17 protein-coding genes and 1 other RNA gene are annotated in these 16,728 nt (G+C 31.3%); 5 read left to right on the forward strand and 13 right to left on the reverse strand.

Features of this window, described 5'->3' with window-relative positions:
- Positions 1–21: 21 nt before the first annotated feature.
- Positions 22–1,326 carry an MGH1-like glycoside hydrolase domain-containing protein gene (locus JAO71_RS11520; protein ID WP_054851791.1) on the reverse strand — a complete coding sequence of 435 codons (1,305 nt, stop codon included), beginning with the start codon at positions 1,324–1,326 and terminating at the stop codon, positions 22–24.
- Positions 1,327–1,423: 97 nt separating this feature from the next.
- The gene (locus JAO71_RS11525) at positions 1,424–4,090 is read right to left on the reverse strand and encodes a TonB-dependent receptor domain-containing protein (RefSeq protein ID WP_203000928.1); all 2,667 of its coding nucleotides are present in this window, start codon (positions 4,088–4,090) and stop codon (positions 1,424–1,426) included.
- A gap of 118 nt (positions 4,091–4,208) precedes the next feature.
- On the opposite strand from JAO71_RS11525, the gene JAO71_RS11530 reads away from it, so the two are divergent.
- Positions 4,209–5,231, forward strand: coding sequence for a LacI family DNA-binding transcriptional regulator (locus tag JAO71_RS11530; protein ID WP_203000930.1), 1,023 nt, complete (start codon positions 4,209–4,211; stop codon positions 5,229–5,231).
- Positions 5,232–5,266: 35 nt separating this feature from the next.
- Here JAO71_RS11530 and ssrA read toward each other — a convergent pair.
- Positions 5,267–5,662, reverse strand: a transfer-messenger RNA (tmRNA) gene (ssrA, locus tag JAO71_RS11535).
- A 99-nt stretch (positions 5,663–5,761) separates the two neighbouring features.
- Between ssrA and JAO71_RS11540 the strand changes: the two genes are divergently transcribed.
- The gene (locus JAO71_RS11540) at positions 5,762–6,967 is read left to right on the forward strand and encodes an NAD(P)-dependent oxidoreductase (RefSeq protein ID WP_203000932.1); all 1,206 of its coding nucleotides are present in this window, start codon (positions 5,762–5,764) and stop codon (positions 6,965–6,967) included.
- A 64-nt stretch (positions 6,968–7,031) separates the two neighbouring features.
- Positions 7,032–9,110, forward strand: a complete 2,079-nt coding sequence (locus JAO71_RS11545) for a thrombospondin type 3 repeat-containing protein (RefSeq protein WP_203000934.1) — start codon at positions 7,032–7,034, stop codon at positions 9,108–9,110.
- A gap of 31 nt (positions 9,111–9,141) precedes the next feature.
- Here JAO71_RS11545 and JAO71_RS11550 read toward each other — a convergent pair whose 3' ends face one another.
- The 6 genes from JAO71_RS11550 to JAO71_RS11575 are packed head-to-tail and all read right to left on the reverse strand — an operon-like array spanning position 9,142 to position 12,278.
- A complete protein-coding gene (locus JAO71_RS11550; RefSeq protein WP_203000936.1) occupies positions 9,142–9,813 on the reverse strand; it encodes a DUF1361 domain-containing protein in 672 nt (223 codons plus the stop codon).
- Positions 9,800–10,186 carry a ribosomal maturation YjgA family protein gene (locus JAO71_RS11555; RefSeq protein WP_203000938.1) on the reverse strand — a complete coding sequence of 129 codons (387 nt, stop codon included), beginning with the start codon at positions 10,184–10,186 and terminating at the stop codon, positions 9,800–9,802. Before JAO71_RS11555 ends, JAO71_RS11550 begins: the two co-directional genes overlap by 14 nt.
- A complete protein-coding gene (locus tag JAO71_RS11560; RefSeq protein WP_203000940.1) occupies positions 10,186–10,818 on the reverse strand; it encodes a SanA/YdcF family protein in 633 nt (210 codons plus the stop codon). Before JAO71_RS11560 ends, JAO71_RS11555 begins: the two co-directional genes overlap by 1 nt.
- Positions 10,815–11,297, reverse strand: a complete 483-nt coding sequence (locus tag JAO71_RS11565; protein WP_116824244.1) for a hypothetical protein — start codon at positions 11,295–11,297, stop codon at positions 10,815–10,817. The genes JAO71_RS11560 and JAO71_RS11565 overlap by 4 nt, the downstream gene beginning before the upstream one ends.
- 44 nt (positions 11,298–11,341) lie before the next feature.
- Complete coding sequence (locus tag JAO71_RS11570; RefSeq protein WP_028606785.1) at positions 11,342–11,635, reverse strand: winged helix-turn-helix domain-containing protein; 294 nt, start codon at positions 11,633–11,635, stop codon at positions 11,342–11,344.
- A 28-nt stretch (positions 11,636–11,663) separates the two neighbouring features.
- Positions 11,664–12,278 carry a hypothetical protein gene (locus tag JAO71_RS11575; RefSeq protein WP_203000942.1) on the reverse strand — a complete coding sequence of 205 codons (615 nt, stop codon included), beginning with the start codon at positions 12,276–12,278 and terminating at the stop codon, positions 11,664–11,666.
- Positions 12,279–12,424: 146 nt separating this feature from the next.
- Here JAO71_RS11575 and JAO71_RS11580 point away from each other — a divergent pair, with 146 nt between their 5' ends.
- Complete coding sequence (locus JAO71_RS11580; RefSeq protein ID WP_028290343.1) at positions 12,425–12,799, forward strand: hypothetical protein; 375 nt, start codon at positions 12,425–12,427, stop codon at positions 12,797–12,799.
- 8 nt (positions 12,800–12,807) lie between these two features.
- Positions 12,808–13,155 carry a DUF1801 domain-containing protein gene (locus JAO71_RS11585; protein ID WP_203000944.1) on the forward strand — a complete coding sequence of 116 codons (348 nt, stop codon included), beginning with the start codon at positions 12,808–12,810 and terminating at the stop codon, positions 13,153–13,155.
- 3 nt (positions 13,156–13,158) lie between these two features.
- Here JAO71_RS11585 and JAO71_RS11590 read toward each other — a convergent pair whose 3' ends face one another.
- From JAO71_RS11590 to JAO71_RS15880, 4 genes are read right to left on the reverse strand one after another with little or no spacing between them, the layout of a single operon-like run.
- Positions 13,159–14,022 carry a hypothetical protein gene (locus tag JAO71_RS11590; RefSeq protein WP_203000946.1) on the reverse strand — a complete coding sequence of 288 codons (864 nt, stop codon included), beginning with the start codon at positions 14,020–14,022 and terminating at the stop codon, positions 13,159–13,161.
- A 24-nt stretch (positions 14,023–14,046) separates the two neighbouring features.
- Entirely contained in the window at positions 14,047–14,865 is an 819-nt protein-coding gene (kdsA, locus tag JAO71_RS11595) for a 3-deoxy-8-phosphooctulonate synthase (protein WP_028290340.1), read from the reverse strand.
- A 31-nt stretch (positions 14,866–14,896) separates the two neighbouring features.
- Positions 14,897–16,090 (reverse strand): hypothetical protein, encoded by a 1,194-nt coding sequence (locus JAO71_RS11600; protein WP_203000948.1) that lies wholly within the window; start codon positions 16,088–16,090, stop codon positions 14,897–14,899.
- A complete protein-coding gene (locus JAO71_RS15880; RefSeq protein WP_054851775.1) occupies positions 16,087–16,719 on the reverse strand; it encodes an ATP-binding cassette domain-containing protein in 633 nt (210 codons plus the stop codon). The genes JAO71_RS11600 and JAO71_RS15880 overlap by 4 nt, the downstream gene beginning before the upstream one ends.
- Between the last annotated feature and the right edge of the window lie 9 nt (positions 16,720–16,728).

The following is a 16,728-nucleotide window of genomic DNA, read 5'->3' on the forward strand; positions in this document are numbered from 1 at the left end:
TGGTTTTAATTAGTTGATTGTTTATTGGTTTATTAAATCTAAAAATAATGCAGCACTCCATGAAAAATTATGTCCTCCATAACCTGCTTTACCATCTTTATGAGCTTCTTTTCTTGGGTCAAAATATTCATAAAAGCCATTATTTTTAATAATTTCAATGGTATCTTCTTTTATTCGTTTTGCAACATCATCAAAACCATTTTGTTTTAAACCATAGTATAACATCCAGTTTAGATTAACCCATACAGGTCCTCTCCAGTATTTTTTAGGATTAAATCTGTCGCTTGTAGGATCAAAAGAAGCACAAAGGTATTGGTCTGAATCCCCAAATTTAGCCATCATAATGTCAACCATTTTTTTAGCTCTTTCTTTACTAGGTAAGTTGGCAAAAAGTGGTGTAAAAGATGAAGATGATATGTGCCTTAATAATTTTTCGTTTCTTAAATCATAATGCACGTATACACCCAATTCTGAATCGTAAAGTTTGCTATTAATAGATTCTGTTCCTTTTTTCTGCCATTTTTGAAGTTGTTCAATTTTGTCTTCATTGTTACCAATGATACCGTATAAATCAATAAGACTTTGATTAGATTTAAGTAAGACTGCATTAAACAATGGGTCTTGAATTAAAAACGGAGAAAGTTGGGCTATTTTTTGATCGTTATAATTATTTTGTTTTGCTATTTCGATAATATGTAAATAGTGATCGTATTCTCTTTTAGAGGGTCTTTGTGTAGCATCTACATGGGTTGTGTCTCGTCTTTCAAAAGTATATTCAGGAGGATTCATGGTGTCCCAAATATCGTCCCATATAGGGGAGTTGTCAGTACCTGATTCCCAATTATGGTAGATATAAACTAGACCTTCATTTTGAGGATCACGTTGGTTGTAAAAGTATTCGTGGTTTTTATACACTTTATCAATTGTACTTTCAATAAAACTTAACGTTGCTTTTTTGTTTTTACTAATACGGTATAAATCCTGAAGCACAAATCCTGTTACAGGTGGTTGAGTCATACCTGTAGATTTATATTTTTCTGAGGATTGAGGATGTAAATCTGAACGATGAAAATCTGGTCCAGGAAAATAAGAATCACTTTCTGTATGAAAAATAATATGTGGTATAAACCCATTACTCCATTGAGCGTCTAATAATGTCTCTATTTCTTTTTCTGCTTTAGGCATATCAAAATGTGCAAAACCAATTGCAATTAATCCTGAATCCCAGAACCATTGAAAAGGGTATAGTTTGGCACATGGTATGCTAAATTTGTCTTTCCAGTTATTGTTTAATACTGTAATAGCGTTGTTTTGTAAATCCTTCATATACTTTAAAGATTGTAAGTTTTTTTGATTTCGGAAAAAATAACCCATCATTTTTATAATTAAAATGATGAGTTATAAGACTAATTAATAGTGTAAATTAAAAGTTGAATGTTGCTGTTAAAAATAGACGTCTAGGTAATATTGGTCTTCCTACAAAAAACTCTCCATCTGCAGATTGCCCCGCAATACCAGCTCTTGGATTACCTTCTGTAATACCAGAACTATTAAATAAATTAAATACTGATAATCCAAAACGTAACGAAGTGTCTTCGTTGGTTTGTAGTGTATATCCAGCGCCTAACCTTGCAATTGTAATAGCATCTAACTCTACATTATTAGTATCGTCTGTAAATTTTTTACCTGTGTGGTTGATTGCAAAGCTTGCGTCAAAGACTTTATTGTCATAATTAAGACCAATGTTTCCTAATAGCTTGGGTTGTCTACCAATTTCATTACCTTCATTAATCGTACTTGTTGTACCATTAACTAAATCTTCAGTTTGATTAGTTGTAATCTCGTGGTTCTGGTAAGTTAAGGTAGCAGATACATTTATATAATCTGTAAATTTATATTTACCAGTAGCTTCTAAACCTATTGTTTGTGTAGATTGTTCGCTTCTAGCTTGGTCTACTAATTGACCACCAGAAATGGCTTGATCTATACGAATACGATCACTCAATCCAACGTAATAAGCAGCTACTGATCCTGAAAATTTAGAAACCCCAAATTTAGCACCAATTTCACCTTGTAAAATTGTTTCAGCCTCATAATTTGTATCTCTTATTCCTGGAGTTGGACCAAAGCCACGTTGTTGTGGGAAAAAGTAACCTTTAGAAAAGTTAGCATATAAGTTTGTAGCATCAGTTAATTTGTATAAACCAGCTAATGATATTGCCCAATCTGTATCTTTAATTTCACCTGTAGTAAAAGTACCATCAGCAAATTGTACGTTTTGTAAGTTAGTTGTTAATTCGGCATCTTCATAAATCTGAGTTTCTTCTAAACCACCTCTTCTAAATGTTCCAGTAGTTGATTCTATTCTAAAACCAACATCAAAACGCCATCTATCAAAAACCATTTCATCTGTCAAATAAAATGCAGTTCTGCTTTGTGTTAAGTAATTATTAGCAGTCATACCAATTCTGTTATACAAGCCACCTTCAGAATAAATTACATTATTTCCTCCAGCATCTGTGTAGCTTAGGTTTACAAGTTGTGGGTTGTTATTAAATTCTGATAGTACTCTGTATTGATAATTTACATCTTCGGCTTCTGTTCTGGCTAAAAACGTTCCTGCTGTATAAGTATGTATTCCATCATCAGATTTTAATATAAAACTAGCTTCACCAGAATAGTCTGTCATTGGTCTTAACCTGTCAACGTGTAAGTTTTCTACCACCAAATCATTATCATTAATTTGGTTACCAGCTCCACCTTGATAGCTTGCACTAAAAGCGGTATTATCTGGCGCGACAGCTGCAACATAATCATTTATAGTAATAGGGTTACCATAGTCACCACTACCACCTACATATAATGCAAAATTGTGTTGATAGCTAGCGTACTTGACTTTAGATTTAAATTTAAGATTATCGTTTAAGTTATAATTAAAATCTGCTAAAAGATAACCACCTTTAGTGTATACACCATCTTCAATAGGACTTTCATAAACTCCTCCAGGTGTTAAAAATGAAGTGTTAGCAAGTTCACCAGATAGTAATTGGCTAACCTCTTCGCCATCATTACCATTTAATCTTTCTCTTGACCCTCCATCAAGAGGTAATGGTAAGTAAAATTGTGCTTTATCATTAATGTATTGACCATGAACAGTAAAAGATCCATTCTCAAATTTTTGTTTTATATTTCCTCTAAATTGAACTCCTTTTGTAGCTAGTCCAGTTTCAATTGGTCCATCATCTTTTCTTATAAAACCAGTAAATGCATAGTAGGTATTAGAATCTTCACTGCCTATTTGTCCACCAGTATAGAAATCGGTTTTTAGTCTTCCATTATTTCCCCATTCAATGTTAATTAAATTTTCGTCATTAGAATCTCCTGTTTTACTAGTGTAATTAATAATACCAGCAACAGATCCTGCTCCATATAGTACAGCAGATCCACCTCTAACAAATTCTACCCCTTTAAAACCAACATCTGGTCTTGCATAAACATCGTGTGCAGATGAGTTTAAACCAAACGTGCTCATAAGTGGCATGCCGTCATATTGCAAAGGGTTAAAAACATATTGTCCACCAGAGGGAAGTCCTCTCACAAAAAGGTTGGTTGCTGTTTCTCCACCACCGCCTTCAGCAGTAATACCTGGTACATCTCTTAAAATATCTGCTTGACTATTGGCAGATAATCTAGTAATTTCTTTAATTCCTTTACTACTTATTGACAAAGGCGCTTGTTTTTGTGATCTAAAAGTAGAAGAAGCAGTAAGTACAATTTCATCCAAATTATTACCTTCTTCTAAAATAATATCAAGTATAATTGGGTTACCGTTTAAATTTACTTTTTTTATTAAAGTAGTATATCCAATGTAAGAAACCTGTAACTCTTTACTACCTGTAAGGTCAGATACTGTAAACTGGAAATTTCCATCAAAATCAGTTGAAGTTCCTACATTTGAGTTAATAATTAAAATGTTAGCATTAGGAATAGGTAATCCAGAATTATCTTTTACTGTTCCTGATATTTCTGTTTGTGCAAACATCGAAAAACAACAAAATAATAATAATAGAGTGGTCGTTAGTTTTTTCATTTTATTAAGAATTAGTTAATTTTATGCTAATATAAATACGAATTAATCATTTTTGTATGTAAAAAAGTACGATATTTACACGCAAACGTTTGCGAAAACGTTTGAAATTTTATTTTAAATGAAGAAAGAAGTCACAACATTAAAAAAATTAGCGCAAACCTTAGAGTTGTCAATATCAACAGTATCAAGAGCATTAAATGATCATCCAGATATAAGTATAGATACTAAAGAAAAAGTAAAAGCTTTAGCCTTAAAACTAAATTACGTCCCAAATATTTTTGCAAAAGGATTTAGAAAACATAGATCTAATATAATTGGTGTTATAGTACCAAATATTACACATTATTTTACCACCACTATTGTAAGAGGTATTGTGGAAGAAGCAGAGAGTAAAGGGTTTAGAGTTATTATATCAGAGTCAAATAATGATATTGAAAAACAAAAGGAAATGTTTAATACAATGATTCAGTTTGGTGTGGATGGTATTTTAGCATCATTAACCAAACGCACCAGAGAGGTAGATCATATATTAGCAACCTTAAATAATATTCCAATTGTTTTATTTGATAAAGTGTCTAATAAAATTCCGTGTACCCAAATTACTATTAATGATGAGGAAGCAGCTTATAATATTGTTGAGCATTTAATTAATATTGGTAAAAAACGTATTGCAATAATTAAGGAAAGCGAATATTCTTATAATTCTGAAAAACGTTATTCAGGCTATTTAAAAGCTTTAAAAGAGCACGATATAGCGTTGGATCCTAAAATGGTTATTAGTGTTGAAGATATATCAATAAAAGAAGGAAAACGAATGACTAATATTTTATTAAGTTCTAAAGAGCGTCCTGATGCTATCTTTGCAATAACTGATGGAGCAGCAATTGGTGTGATACAAACTCTTAATAAATTTAATGTCAAAATTCCGGAAGATATAGCAGTTGTTGGATTTAGCAACTCAGTTTACTCAACTATAATTGAACCTAAATTAACGACAGTAGATCAGCCAGGAGAAAAAATTGGTCGTACAGCAGTTAAATATCTTATAAATGAAATAAATCTACCTGAAGATAATATTACCAATAAATTAGTTGAAATAAAAAGTAATATAGTAATTAGAGATTCATCTTTTAAATCATAAAAAAAAACGCTGTAAATAAATTATTTACAGCGTTTTTGTGGAGTCGGAGAGAATCGAACTCTCGTCCAAACAAGTAACCAAAGGGCTTTCTACACGTTTATTCTTTTCTTAGGTTTTCGATTAAAAGCTGGTTAAAGACAACCCACTTTTAACTTATCTTTTTTAGTTTCGAAAAAGCATCAAAGCGCTACTTAATCTATATTGACATTTTCGATGCCTCAAAATGGAACGCCGTCAATCAAGGCTTTCCGGAGACATAAAGCTTGCTCACCTTGTGAGCCGAGGCTTAATCCTACTATAATTCAGATTAGGCAGCTAAAGCGTAGTTATTCTCGCCGATTAAAAAGTTGACTTAGCGTTTAACGAGTTCAAAATCATTACTCGACGTGCTTACCGTTTAATTAATCTCGCTGTCAAAACCAGTCGACCCCATTTTTAATTAAATTATAAGAATGCAAAATTACTAAAAAGTTTGTTTAACCATGCATTAACTCTTAATTTAGTGCAAACTTTATACCAATTATATTTAAATGAAATTCGCAATTATAAAAGAACGTAAAAATCCACCAGATAGACGTGTGGTATTTTCTCCTAATTATTTAAAGCAATTAAAAACGAGTTACCCTGAGGCTGAGTTTGTTGTAGAGGCTTCAGATATAAGAGTGTTTAATAATGACCAATATAAACAAGAAAATATTACTGTTTCTGAAGACGTTTCGGATGCAGATGTTATGTTTGGTGTAAAAGAAGTGCCAATAGAGGCACTGATTCCTAATAAAAAATACTTTTTCTTTAGTCATACAATAAAAAAACAACCATATAACAGAACATTGTTACAGGCTATTTTGAAAAAAAACATTGAGCTTTATGACCATGAAACTATAGTTAAAGAGAATGGAGCACGTTTAATAGGTTTTGGACGTTACGCAGGTTTAGTAGGTGCTTACAATGGATTTAGAGCATTAGGTTTGCGTGATGGATTATTTAAATTACCTAAAGTTGAAACTTTAAAAGATTTAGATGAGGTAAAGTCAGAACTAGATAAAATAAAGTTACCTAACATAAAAATACTATTAACAGGATCCGGAAAAGTAGCTAAAGGAGCTAAAGAAATTTTGGACCATTTAAAGATTAAGCAGGTTAGTGATGCGTTGTATTTGACGTCTCAATTTACTGAGCCTGTGTATTGCATGATAGATGTTATGGAATACGCTAAACGTAAAGACGGTAAAGTAGGAGATAAGTGGGCTTTTTATAAAGATGCATCTGGTTATGAAAGTAATTTTATGCCTTATGCTAAAGAGACAGAATTTTTTATTGCTGGTCATTTTTATGGCGATGGAGCTCCTTATTTATTTACGCGTGAAGATGCAAAGCATCCTGAATTTAAAATAAATTTAGTTGCAGATATTTCTTGTGATATTGATGGTCCTGTAGCGTCAACATTAAGAGCCTCTACAATTGCAGACCCATTTTATGGTTATGACCCAATTAGCGAAACAGAAGTTGCTTATGATGCTGAAAACGCAATAACTGTTATGGCAGTAGATAATTTACCATGTGAGTTACCTAAAGATGCCAGTGAAGGTTTTGGAGATATGTTTTTAAAACACGTTATACCTGCATTTTTTAACAACGACGAACATGGCGTTTTAAAACGTGCTAAAATGACAGAAGCTGGTAAATTAACTAAACGTTTTAGTTATTTACAAGATTATGTGGATGGTAAAGAATAAAATTTTGAGATAGGAGTTTTAATACTTGAGATGTTCTATTACTACAATAACCAAAACGATATAAATGAAAAATCTTAGATGTTTACTACCAATACTATTGTTAGTATTTGTTTTTGCTTGCGAAAAAGATAATAACACACCCTTAAATCAACAACAAGTTGATGGTGCAACTGGTAATGCCTTTTTAGACAATTTTGGAGGATCAATATCTGCTCGTTTTATGGGTAATGTTATAAATGAAGCTGGAAATCCAATTTCGGGAGTACAAATTTCAATAGGAAATTCAATAACATTTACAGATGCTAACGGAGTGTTTTCGGTTGAAGAAGCTACAGTTTATGAAAAGTTTGCCTACATTAAAGCTAGTAAGTCTGGATTTATAGATGGATCAAGGTCTTTAGTACCTTCAGATGGAGTTAATCAAGTAAAAATTATGATGCTTGATGCAGAGCCTTTAGCGACTATATACTCTGGACAAGAATTTAATATTGGTTTACCTGATGGAACATCAATAGATTTACCAAGTACGTATGAATACCAAAATGGGTTTGCCTATCAAGGAGAGGTTTCGGTTGTATTAAAACATCTTAATCCAGATGATGATACTATGGATTTACAAATGCCAGGAACATTAATTGCTGAAAATGAAAGTGGAGATTTACGCGTTTTAGAAACCTACGGAATGATTGCTGTAGAGTTAATTGCAAGTGATGGAGAAAGTCTTAACATTGCTGATGGCACAGAAGCAACAATAACTATACCTGTTCCTGCCAATGCTGTAAATCCTCCTTCAACAATACCATTATGGTATTTTGATGAGGTCTATGGTTACTGGGTAGAAGAAGGTTATGCAACTATAGAAGGTGATAAATATGTTGGTCAAGTGACTCATTTTAGTTTCTGGAATTGTGATGATCCTTTTGCTTCGTCAGAATTGTGTGTTAATTTAGTAACCCAAAATGGAGACCCATTACAAAATACTTATGTGCAATTACAACGTGAGTCAACAGACTGGAATTCTTCTTCCTCTGGTATAACTAATCAAAATGGTAGTGTTTGTGGCTTAATACCAAGTGATGAAACCTTAACGTTAGTACTACCAGATTTTGGTTGTATTGGATATGATTATATACAAAACATTGGACCTTTTTCTGAAGATACTACAATTACAGTTACTGTTGAAGATACCAATGTTATGACTACAAACCTAACAGGTGTTTTTAATAATTGTTCAGGGGAAGTAGCTACCAATGGTTATGTACAATTGTTTTATAATAATTCATCAAGTATTATACCTGTCACTGACGGGAATTTAAATTTAGTTATTGATTATTGTGATACAGATCTTGGTTTTAGTGCGCAGTTTTTTGATCTAGAAAACGGTCAAAGTTCTGATGTGGTTACAGGAACATTTACTGATCCTTTAACGGACTTAGGTACAGAAATGTCATGTACAGATCTAACAGATAGCGATGCTGATGGTGTATTAGATTTTAATGAAGATTTAAACGGAAATAATAATCTAGATGATGACGATACAGATCAAGATGGTATTGCAGATTATTTAGATGAAGATGATGATAATGATGGTGTAAATACTATTGATGAAGATTATGATAACGACGGAAACCCAATGAATGAAGACAGTGATGCAGATCAAATACCAGACTATTTAGATTCTGTAGATGTGGTTGTTTTTGGTACAGAGATTTGGGCTAATAATTGTGATAGCTCTAATTTACAATATGATTTGACTGAAACTTATGGAGCGACGTATCCAAATACAGTATTTACTTATTTTGAAACTGAAGCAGATGCAGAAACAGGTGCAAACTCTATAATAAATCCTAGTTATTACAATGATTCAAATATGCTTGATGTGGTGTTTGTAGTATCTACAAATACTATTTCTAATCAATCTTATATTGGACAAATTGATTTATTAGGAATAAATACTATAGATAGTGATCAAGATGGTTTATCAGATTGTGAGGAGTTGACAGGAGTTAACAATGTTAATTCTAATTGTGATCCAAATGGTAATATTACAGATCCTAATGCAGCAGATAGTGATGGAGATGGAGTTGATGATTGTCAAGAGGCAATTAATGGAACCGATCCTAACGATCCCTTAGATTTTTAAAGGTTAAATAAGAATAAAAAAGCGTCCTAAATTAGGACGCTTTTTTTGTTTTATTAGCTGTTGAGTCTGAAATGTAATAACCAACATATAAAGTTGCTCCAAATACAATCGAAAATATCCATGCATAATTATATGTTATTGGATGTAAAATTATGGACATAATGGTTTCAATTATAGTCCAAGGTTTATTTATTATTTCCCATGAATTAAATCGTAAAAATCTACCTAAGTATACTCCAAAACCAACTAACATGAATAGTATTGGTAGACTGAATGTAACAACTCTCTTTTCGACGTAAGTCTCAAAAATTAAACACATTGTTTTTATCGATTTGTAAAACAATAGTAGTCCTGTTATTGTAAATACTATAATGATAAGTGTGTCTATCCAAAGTAAATCTTGATGGCTATATTTTAAATGAAATAAATCTGTAACTATATATGGAGCATTAGGTAAAAATAGCAACCAAACAAAACTAATAGTCAAAAGCGACATTTTATTTATAGTGTTATAAGTTGACAAATAACTGCTTATTAAATAAGGGATTCCTGCTAAAAATAAATTCCAAATTAAAAATATGAAATAATATGTGTTGGTTAACTTTATCCTAAGTAGTAGTAATAGTATGCTAAATGTTGTTAATATAATTACTGATTGTATTGTTTTGTATTGGGTAAGTAAAATGTGTCTAATAGTTTTCATGAGTCGTGATGTAATTAATGTCAACAAAATATATAGTTATTATACCAAGTGCATAAGCAATTAAATCTTGAACACTAAAATGACTACCAAGTATTATGGAAGTTAGTGTGTTATGTCTTAGGTTTAAATAATCTAGTAGATTGGCTAGTTGGGCAAACTCGATACTAAATGAAATAATTAATGCAATAATAGCTACAGTAACTGTGGACGTTTTTAAAATTGTTTTTATAGCGCAATACACAAGTATTGATGCTAGAAAATCGCCTAGTGTAAAACGGATAAATCCACTGTTTAAAAAGTAAGCAATACTAATTTCTATAACTAATAAAGTTATTGTTAGGGCAAAAAATATAGGGTTAAATTTTAAAGACATTATAGTTCTATTTTAGGGCCTAAAAATTTAGGCTGTTTGTTTATAATAACATCTATAATGGCTTTTGTTCTGGCTAAATATTCTCTTGCTTTAGTCCTTAATCCATATTTGCCTTTTATGTCTTTTACGTTAAAAGCAATAACATTTAGTTGGTTATTGTTGGCTAAGTAAATGGCACGTTCATTATGAAATTGTTGTGATATGATTGTAAAATTGGTTAAACCAAATATTTTATGAGCTCTGACAATAGAATCTAAAGTTCTAAAACCTGCATAATCTAATACTATTTTGTCTTCCGGAACTCCTAAATGTATTAAGTCCTGTTTGAAGGTTGAAGGCTCGTCGTAATCAATGCTACTATTGTCTCCACTAATTAAAATAAGATCTATTTTCTTGTTTTTAAAGAGTGAAAAAGCAGCCTCTAAACGGTATTTATAATATAAATTAACACGACTACTTTCTCCAACATATTTCCCAGCACCTAAGACTAAACCCACTCGGTTTTTAGGGATATCTTCAATATTATTAAACAGTTTTCCTTGTGCACTATATTCAATATGAAAGTTTGCCAATATTACAGCAAGTATCATTAAAATGGTTAAGGTTAAAAAACGTTTGATGTAAGTTTTCATTCTGTTATGTTATTAGGGTTTGTAAATATTGTACTTTTTAATGTTGTTAAAGAGGTGTTTAATAAACCTTTATAGTCTAAGTTGTAAAAGGAATTAGCCTTTTTGCCAATACTATAAGATTGCTTATAATACGTCCAGTAATCTGGTAATATTATTGTTCCTATAATTATTACACCAAACAAATACAAACTGCGTTTACCATTGCCAAAGCACAGGTATTGTAAAGCAATTTCATCTTGTTCATTACTATTGTAGCCAGTTAACACGTGATAGGCATCATGACGTTCTGCTTTTGGGATTAATTCAAATCCATTTGTATCTAAAAATGCACCCAAATGGTGACCAAAGGTATGCTGAGGTAATTGTAATAATTGCTGTTTTTTGATATTCCATGGTGCATTGCGTTTAAAGTATTTTGTATATACATATTGAGTGACTTTAAATAGCCAAGCGATGATTTGTTTACGTTGTTTTATCATTTTAAAGTACTTTGTTTTTCAAAGTTAAAAGTTAAAAAAAAGGATTATTGTTTTTTAATTAGTTTTTCAAGCGCATTAATATGCTTTTTAAATTCGGCTTGACCTAATTGGGTTACACTATATCTTGTATTAGGTTTTCGATCTATAAATTGTTTTTCAACAATTATGTATTCTGCTTTTTCTAAAGCTTTAGTATGACTTGCTAAATTACCATCTGTTGCGCCAAGTAGTTCTTTTAGTGTTTTAAAATCTGCATACTCGTTAACCATTAAAACAGACATGATACCAAGTCTAATTCTGTGGTCAAATACTTTATTGATGTTAGTAATTATGCTCATTTATTTAATTTCTGCGTCCGCTAAAATATTACTTATTTTTTACATCATATTTAAAGTGCATATATGTACCGTAAACAATATGCATTATTCCAAAACCAATAACCCATAACCAAAACCCATAACCAGGATAAAGGGTTGCGGTTAGTCCTAAAATAATTTCGGCAAAGCCCAAATACTTTATTGTACCAATGCTATATTTTGATGCGCTAACTAATGCTAAACCATAAAAAATAAGCATTAAACCACCAGTTTGTCCATAGCGTCCTTGACTAAGTATTATTAAAATATATAATCCTCCAGCTATTAACGGAATTAAAAAATTAAAGATTAACCGTTTTGACGAGCTATCCCAAATACTTTCTCCGTTTTGTTTTGCCTTTTTTGTAGTTAGATACACTCCAGTTATAAAGCTTAAAACAGCTACCATTATTAAAATTAAAAATACACTTCTAAATACCCAACCATCTAATATTAACGTTCCGTAGCTATATTTTGTAACCAAATAGTAAGTAGTTGCAGCACCAATTAATGCATATATACCTGCTAGAATCCCAGAAAGACCGCTTAATGAAATAAATCTTGAAGATTTATTCATTAAATTTTTAATCTCGCTAATGTCTTTTAAATAATCTGTATCGCTCATGGTAAAAGTACTTTGAATTGCAAAGTAAATTTAATTTGTTTTAATACACAAGTTAAAAGTTTCTTAATATTCATTTTAACATTTGTGCTTTTGTGCGGTTTATTTTCATAAATTTATCCTTTAACCAATTAAAAAAATAAATTATTATGGCATTAACAGGATTACTTTTAGACATCGCAAACATCTCAGGAGGTGTGTTATTAGGATTAGCAACACTTGATAAATGGGATGGTGACGCTAACTTTTTTAATAAAATTGCAGGTGTTTTAGCTCCTTTTCAGACAGTAATTGGAGGCGCATTAATAGTGCTACCAATACTCGGGCTTTTATCTGGCGGTTTTAGTATTTACGGGATTGTAAGTATTATTGGTGGATTATTATTGTTAACTCACGTGTTTGGAAAAGTGCCAGCTTTAGAAGAAACCTTAAAAAAAGTATCTGGAAAATTAATGCCTTTTAAAGCTATTATTGGAATTGCTTTATTAGCTATTGGTGTGTTAAGTTTACTACATATTTTATAGTATAGCTATTGAATCCTGCTGAAGATTATATAATAAAACAACCAGAACCGTATCGTTCTATTTTGTTGCATTTGCAGGTTATTATAGAATACACAATAACAGATTTTGAATTAAAATACAAATGGAGCATTCCGTTTTACTATGTAAACGGAATGCCTTTTTGTTATTTAAACGCTAGTCATAAAAAGCAATTTGTAGATTTAGCTTTTGTAAAAGGAACACAAATTACTGCATATAAGTCTCATCATATTACTGAAAACAGAAAGAAAATGATGTCTTTAAGGTATCAATCTGTAGATGAAATAAAGGATACTGTAATTATTACTGTTTTAAAGGATGCATTGACTTTGTATTAGTTTTTATAATCTAAAACGTCCACCAATTGAAAATACACGTTGTAAAAACCAAAAGTGTTGTGAAGCACTTTCATTAGCATTACTAGTTGTTCTAATATCTGGCATGTTTATATAGCCACCTCTTAAATCGGTTTGAATAAAAAAGTATTTAAAAAAGGTGAAGTTTAGCCCTACACTTGCTGAAACTCCGTAACCAGATAAATGAAATTCATCATAAGTTTCTTTACCTAAAAGCGTCGTATTGGTTTTTGGATACAAAGCACCTGCACCAAGACCTTCTGTTATATTTAATTGAAACTTGTCTGTATTATTTATTTTAAATATGGACGATATGTCATCAAATCTATTGACTTCTACATACACATAATTTAATCCATTGGTGTGTTCAAACTTTAAGAAGTCCTCAGATACAACATATTCACTGCCATCAAATTCTTGGTTAAATACACTCCCTTCTTCATCTGCAGGAAGGTTAACATAACCGGTTACATTTTGGCTTCGGTTTCTGTTCATTACATATTTCATATGATCCACACCAAGTGATATATTGTATTTGTCAGAAATAAAATACCCAGCTTTAAAATTGGTTTGTGGTATGGTCATTCTAGTTGGATTAATATAGTCTACATGCCAACCTTTAGGTTTGTCTTCTGCAGTAGCGTTTTTAATAGTAAAGTCGTAACCATCACCTTGAAACCTGATGTCAGATTCAGAAAACGTTTCTCTGTTTCCTCCCCAACTGATATAAAATTTTCCTTTGTTGTTTGCAGTGTATCTCTGCGTGTCGTTGTTGTTTTGGGCAAACGCTAATGTTGAAAATAGCGCAAGACTTAATAATGCTAAATGTTTTAGCGTTAAATTTTTCATTATTTAAAAAAGAAATTTTGGTAATTATAAACTATTGATAGTTTTTCTTATGGCGACTAGATTGCTTAGTAAATTTTCAAGATTATCTAAGTGTAACATATTTGCGCCATCACTTTTGGCATTAGCAGGATCAAAATGTGTTTCTATAAATAAACCATCTACATTATTTACAATTCCAGCACGTGCAATAGTTTCAATCATATCTGGACGTCCACCAGTAACACCAGCACTTTGATTTGGTTGTTGTAAAGAGTGTGTTACATCTAAAACAGTAGGAGCAAATTGACGCATTGTTGGTATACCTCTAAAGTCTACAATCATATCTTGATAACCAAACATTGTACCTCTATCAGTAATCCAGGCTTTGTCACTTCCAGCATCTTTTACTTTTTGTACTGCATGCTTCATAGCTTCAGGACTCATAAATTGACCTTTTTTAAGGTTAACAACTTTTCCTGTTTTTGCAGCAGCAACAACAAGATCTGTTTGTCTAACTAAAAAAGCTGGTATTTGTAATACATCTACATATTGTGCAGCTTTTGCAGCATCACTAGCTTCGTGTATGTCTGTAACCGTTGGTACATTAAATTTTTCTGAAACTTTAGCTAAGATTTCTAAAGCTTTTTCATCACCAATTCCTGTAAAACTGTCAATTCTACTTCGGTTTGCTTTTTTAAAACTACCTTTAAATACATAAGGGATTTCTAGCTTATTGGTAATTGTAACTACTTTTTCAGCAATTCTAAAAGCCATGTCTTCGCCTTCAATAGCGCAAGGTCCACATAGCAAAAAAAAGTTTTTACTATCAGTATGTTTTATTTTTGGTATATCTTGAAGTGTCATTATTTTAAATAAATTAGGCAACAAAGATACGTTAATTTTCAGTAGTTAGTAGACTAGTGTTTGGTCTTAACATTTGCTGTATCTTGCTATTGGTGTGTTTGCGATAATATACAGCCAAACCAATAAAAATTATAATACTTATAATAATAAGGTAAGCAATGGTAATTAATGTACTGTCAACATGTAAAATTTCTAAATAAGGAGCAATCCAAAACTTACATCCAATACTGATTAGTAAAGCAATGATAATTGAAACACCTAAGATTTTAAAAGCTATTTTATGATATACTTTAGCTATCTGAACTTTAGAATATCCTAAAAAATGAAGCTGTGTTATGGTCTGTTTGTTTTTTAATATCAGTAGGTTAATGTTAGTAACTACTAAATAAATGGATAAAAATGTGATTAACAATCCAATTGCTAAAACCACGCTTAATATTAATTTTAATACATAGCTTAATTTTGAGTTTTGTACATCGTTTGATAAATAATTGTAGTTTTTTGATGCTAAAAACTCTAGTAATTTTGGATCTGATGGGTTGATGACATCTAATATTATTCTAGAAATTTTGCTAGCTTTATTTGGACTTAGCGTTTTATTAGTATGATTTAAAAACGATTCTGGTACTAATATCGAATTTATTTTTTCTGAAGCATCTAAAATGTAAGCTGAATACATTTTGGTTTGACTTGAGCCAGTAAGTTTAAGTTCGATTGGGATTTGTCTTATGATTTTTTCATTAATCTGAGGCATTCCAGTACTTGCTGCGTATCCAAAATTGTATAAGTTTATATAATTTTTAGGAATTATAATTGGGACTTCTCTGTCTCCTGGTTGCCACGACCAATCAATACTTTTGATATCAATAAATTGGTCGCCAACTGCTTCTAAAAACATTTCGGTTGAAATACCAGTGTAATTAGGCAGTGTTACACTTGCTAAAACACGGTAAGTACCATGTGTAAAGTCACCAGTTTTATTAATAAAAGGTTGTTGTTGTAATTCTTTTATTTCTTGATCTGTAAATGCATTATCACGTCCTAAATCTTTATAAATTATTAGGTTTTGATTGCCTAACAAATCGTTTTCAGAGTTAAAAACTGAGCGTGTATCAATAAATAATTGAATAACGATTAATAAAATTGCTAAGCCTAAGCTAGAGCTTAAAGCAAAAAAGATAAGTTGAGATTTATCAACTTGTTTTTTTAATAATGTATCAATCATAATAATAAAGTTTTAGTATAATTGATGTTATAAGTGTCTCCTAAACTAGCTACAATAAGTGTTGCTTGATTGGCTTCTACTTGTTGGTTAACCAAATTAACTGCATTTGTAATTTGTGCTTTATCAATATGACTAAAAGGCTCATCAAGTAGTAATAGCTCAAAAGGTTGGCATAAAGCCCTAACAATTGCGACACGTTGTTGCTGTCCATAAGATAACGTGTCTGCTTTTTTATTAGCTAATTGATCGATGTCTAATTGTGCTAACATTGCTAAGATTTCGGTTTCAGTTTTATGATTAGTTAAAGTGTTTTTAAGTTGAATATTCTCCATAGCTGTTAATTCTGGAAACAAACGTAAACCTTGAAACACAATTGCTATTTTGTTTCGTCTTAAAGACGTCCAGTCGTTTTCTGATAATGAAGCTATAGCCGAATTATCAAATTGTATGGTACCCGAAAATCGATTATTTAATCCATAAAGGAAGTTAAAAAAAGAACTTTTCCCGCTTCCTGAAACTGCTTTAACTAGATATTTTGAATTTGGAAGTAATTCAAAATTTTTACTCCAGACTTCTGACGAAGCTGGAGTAAAAAAATCTGGTGTAATAGATTGTATGTTTATATGCACTTAGGCTTG

The sequence above is a fragment of the Olleya sediminilitoris genome (genome assembly GCF_016785945.1).
GTDB lineage: Bacteria > Bacteroidota > Bacteroidia > Flavobacteriales > Flavobacteriaceae > Olleya > Olleya sediminilitoris.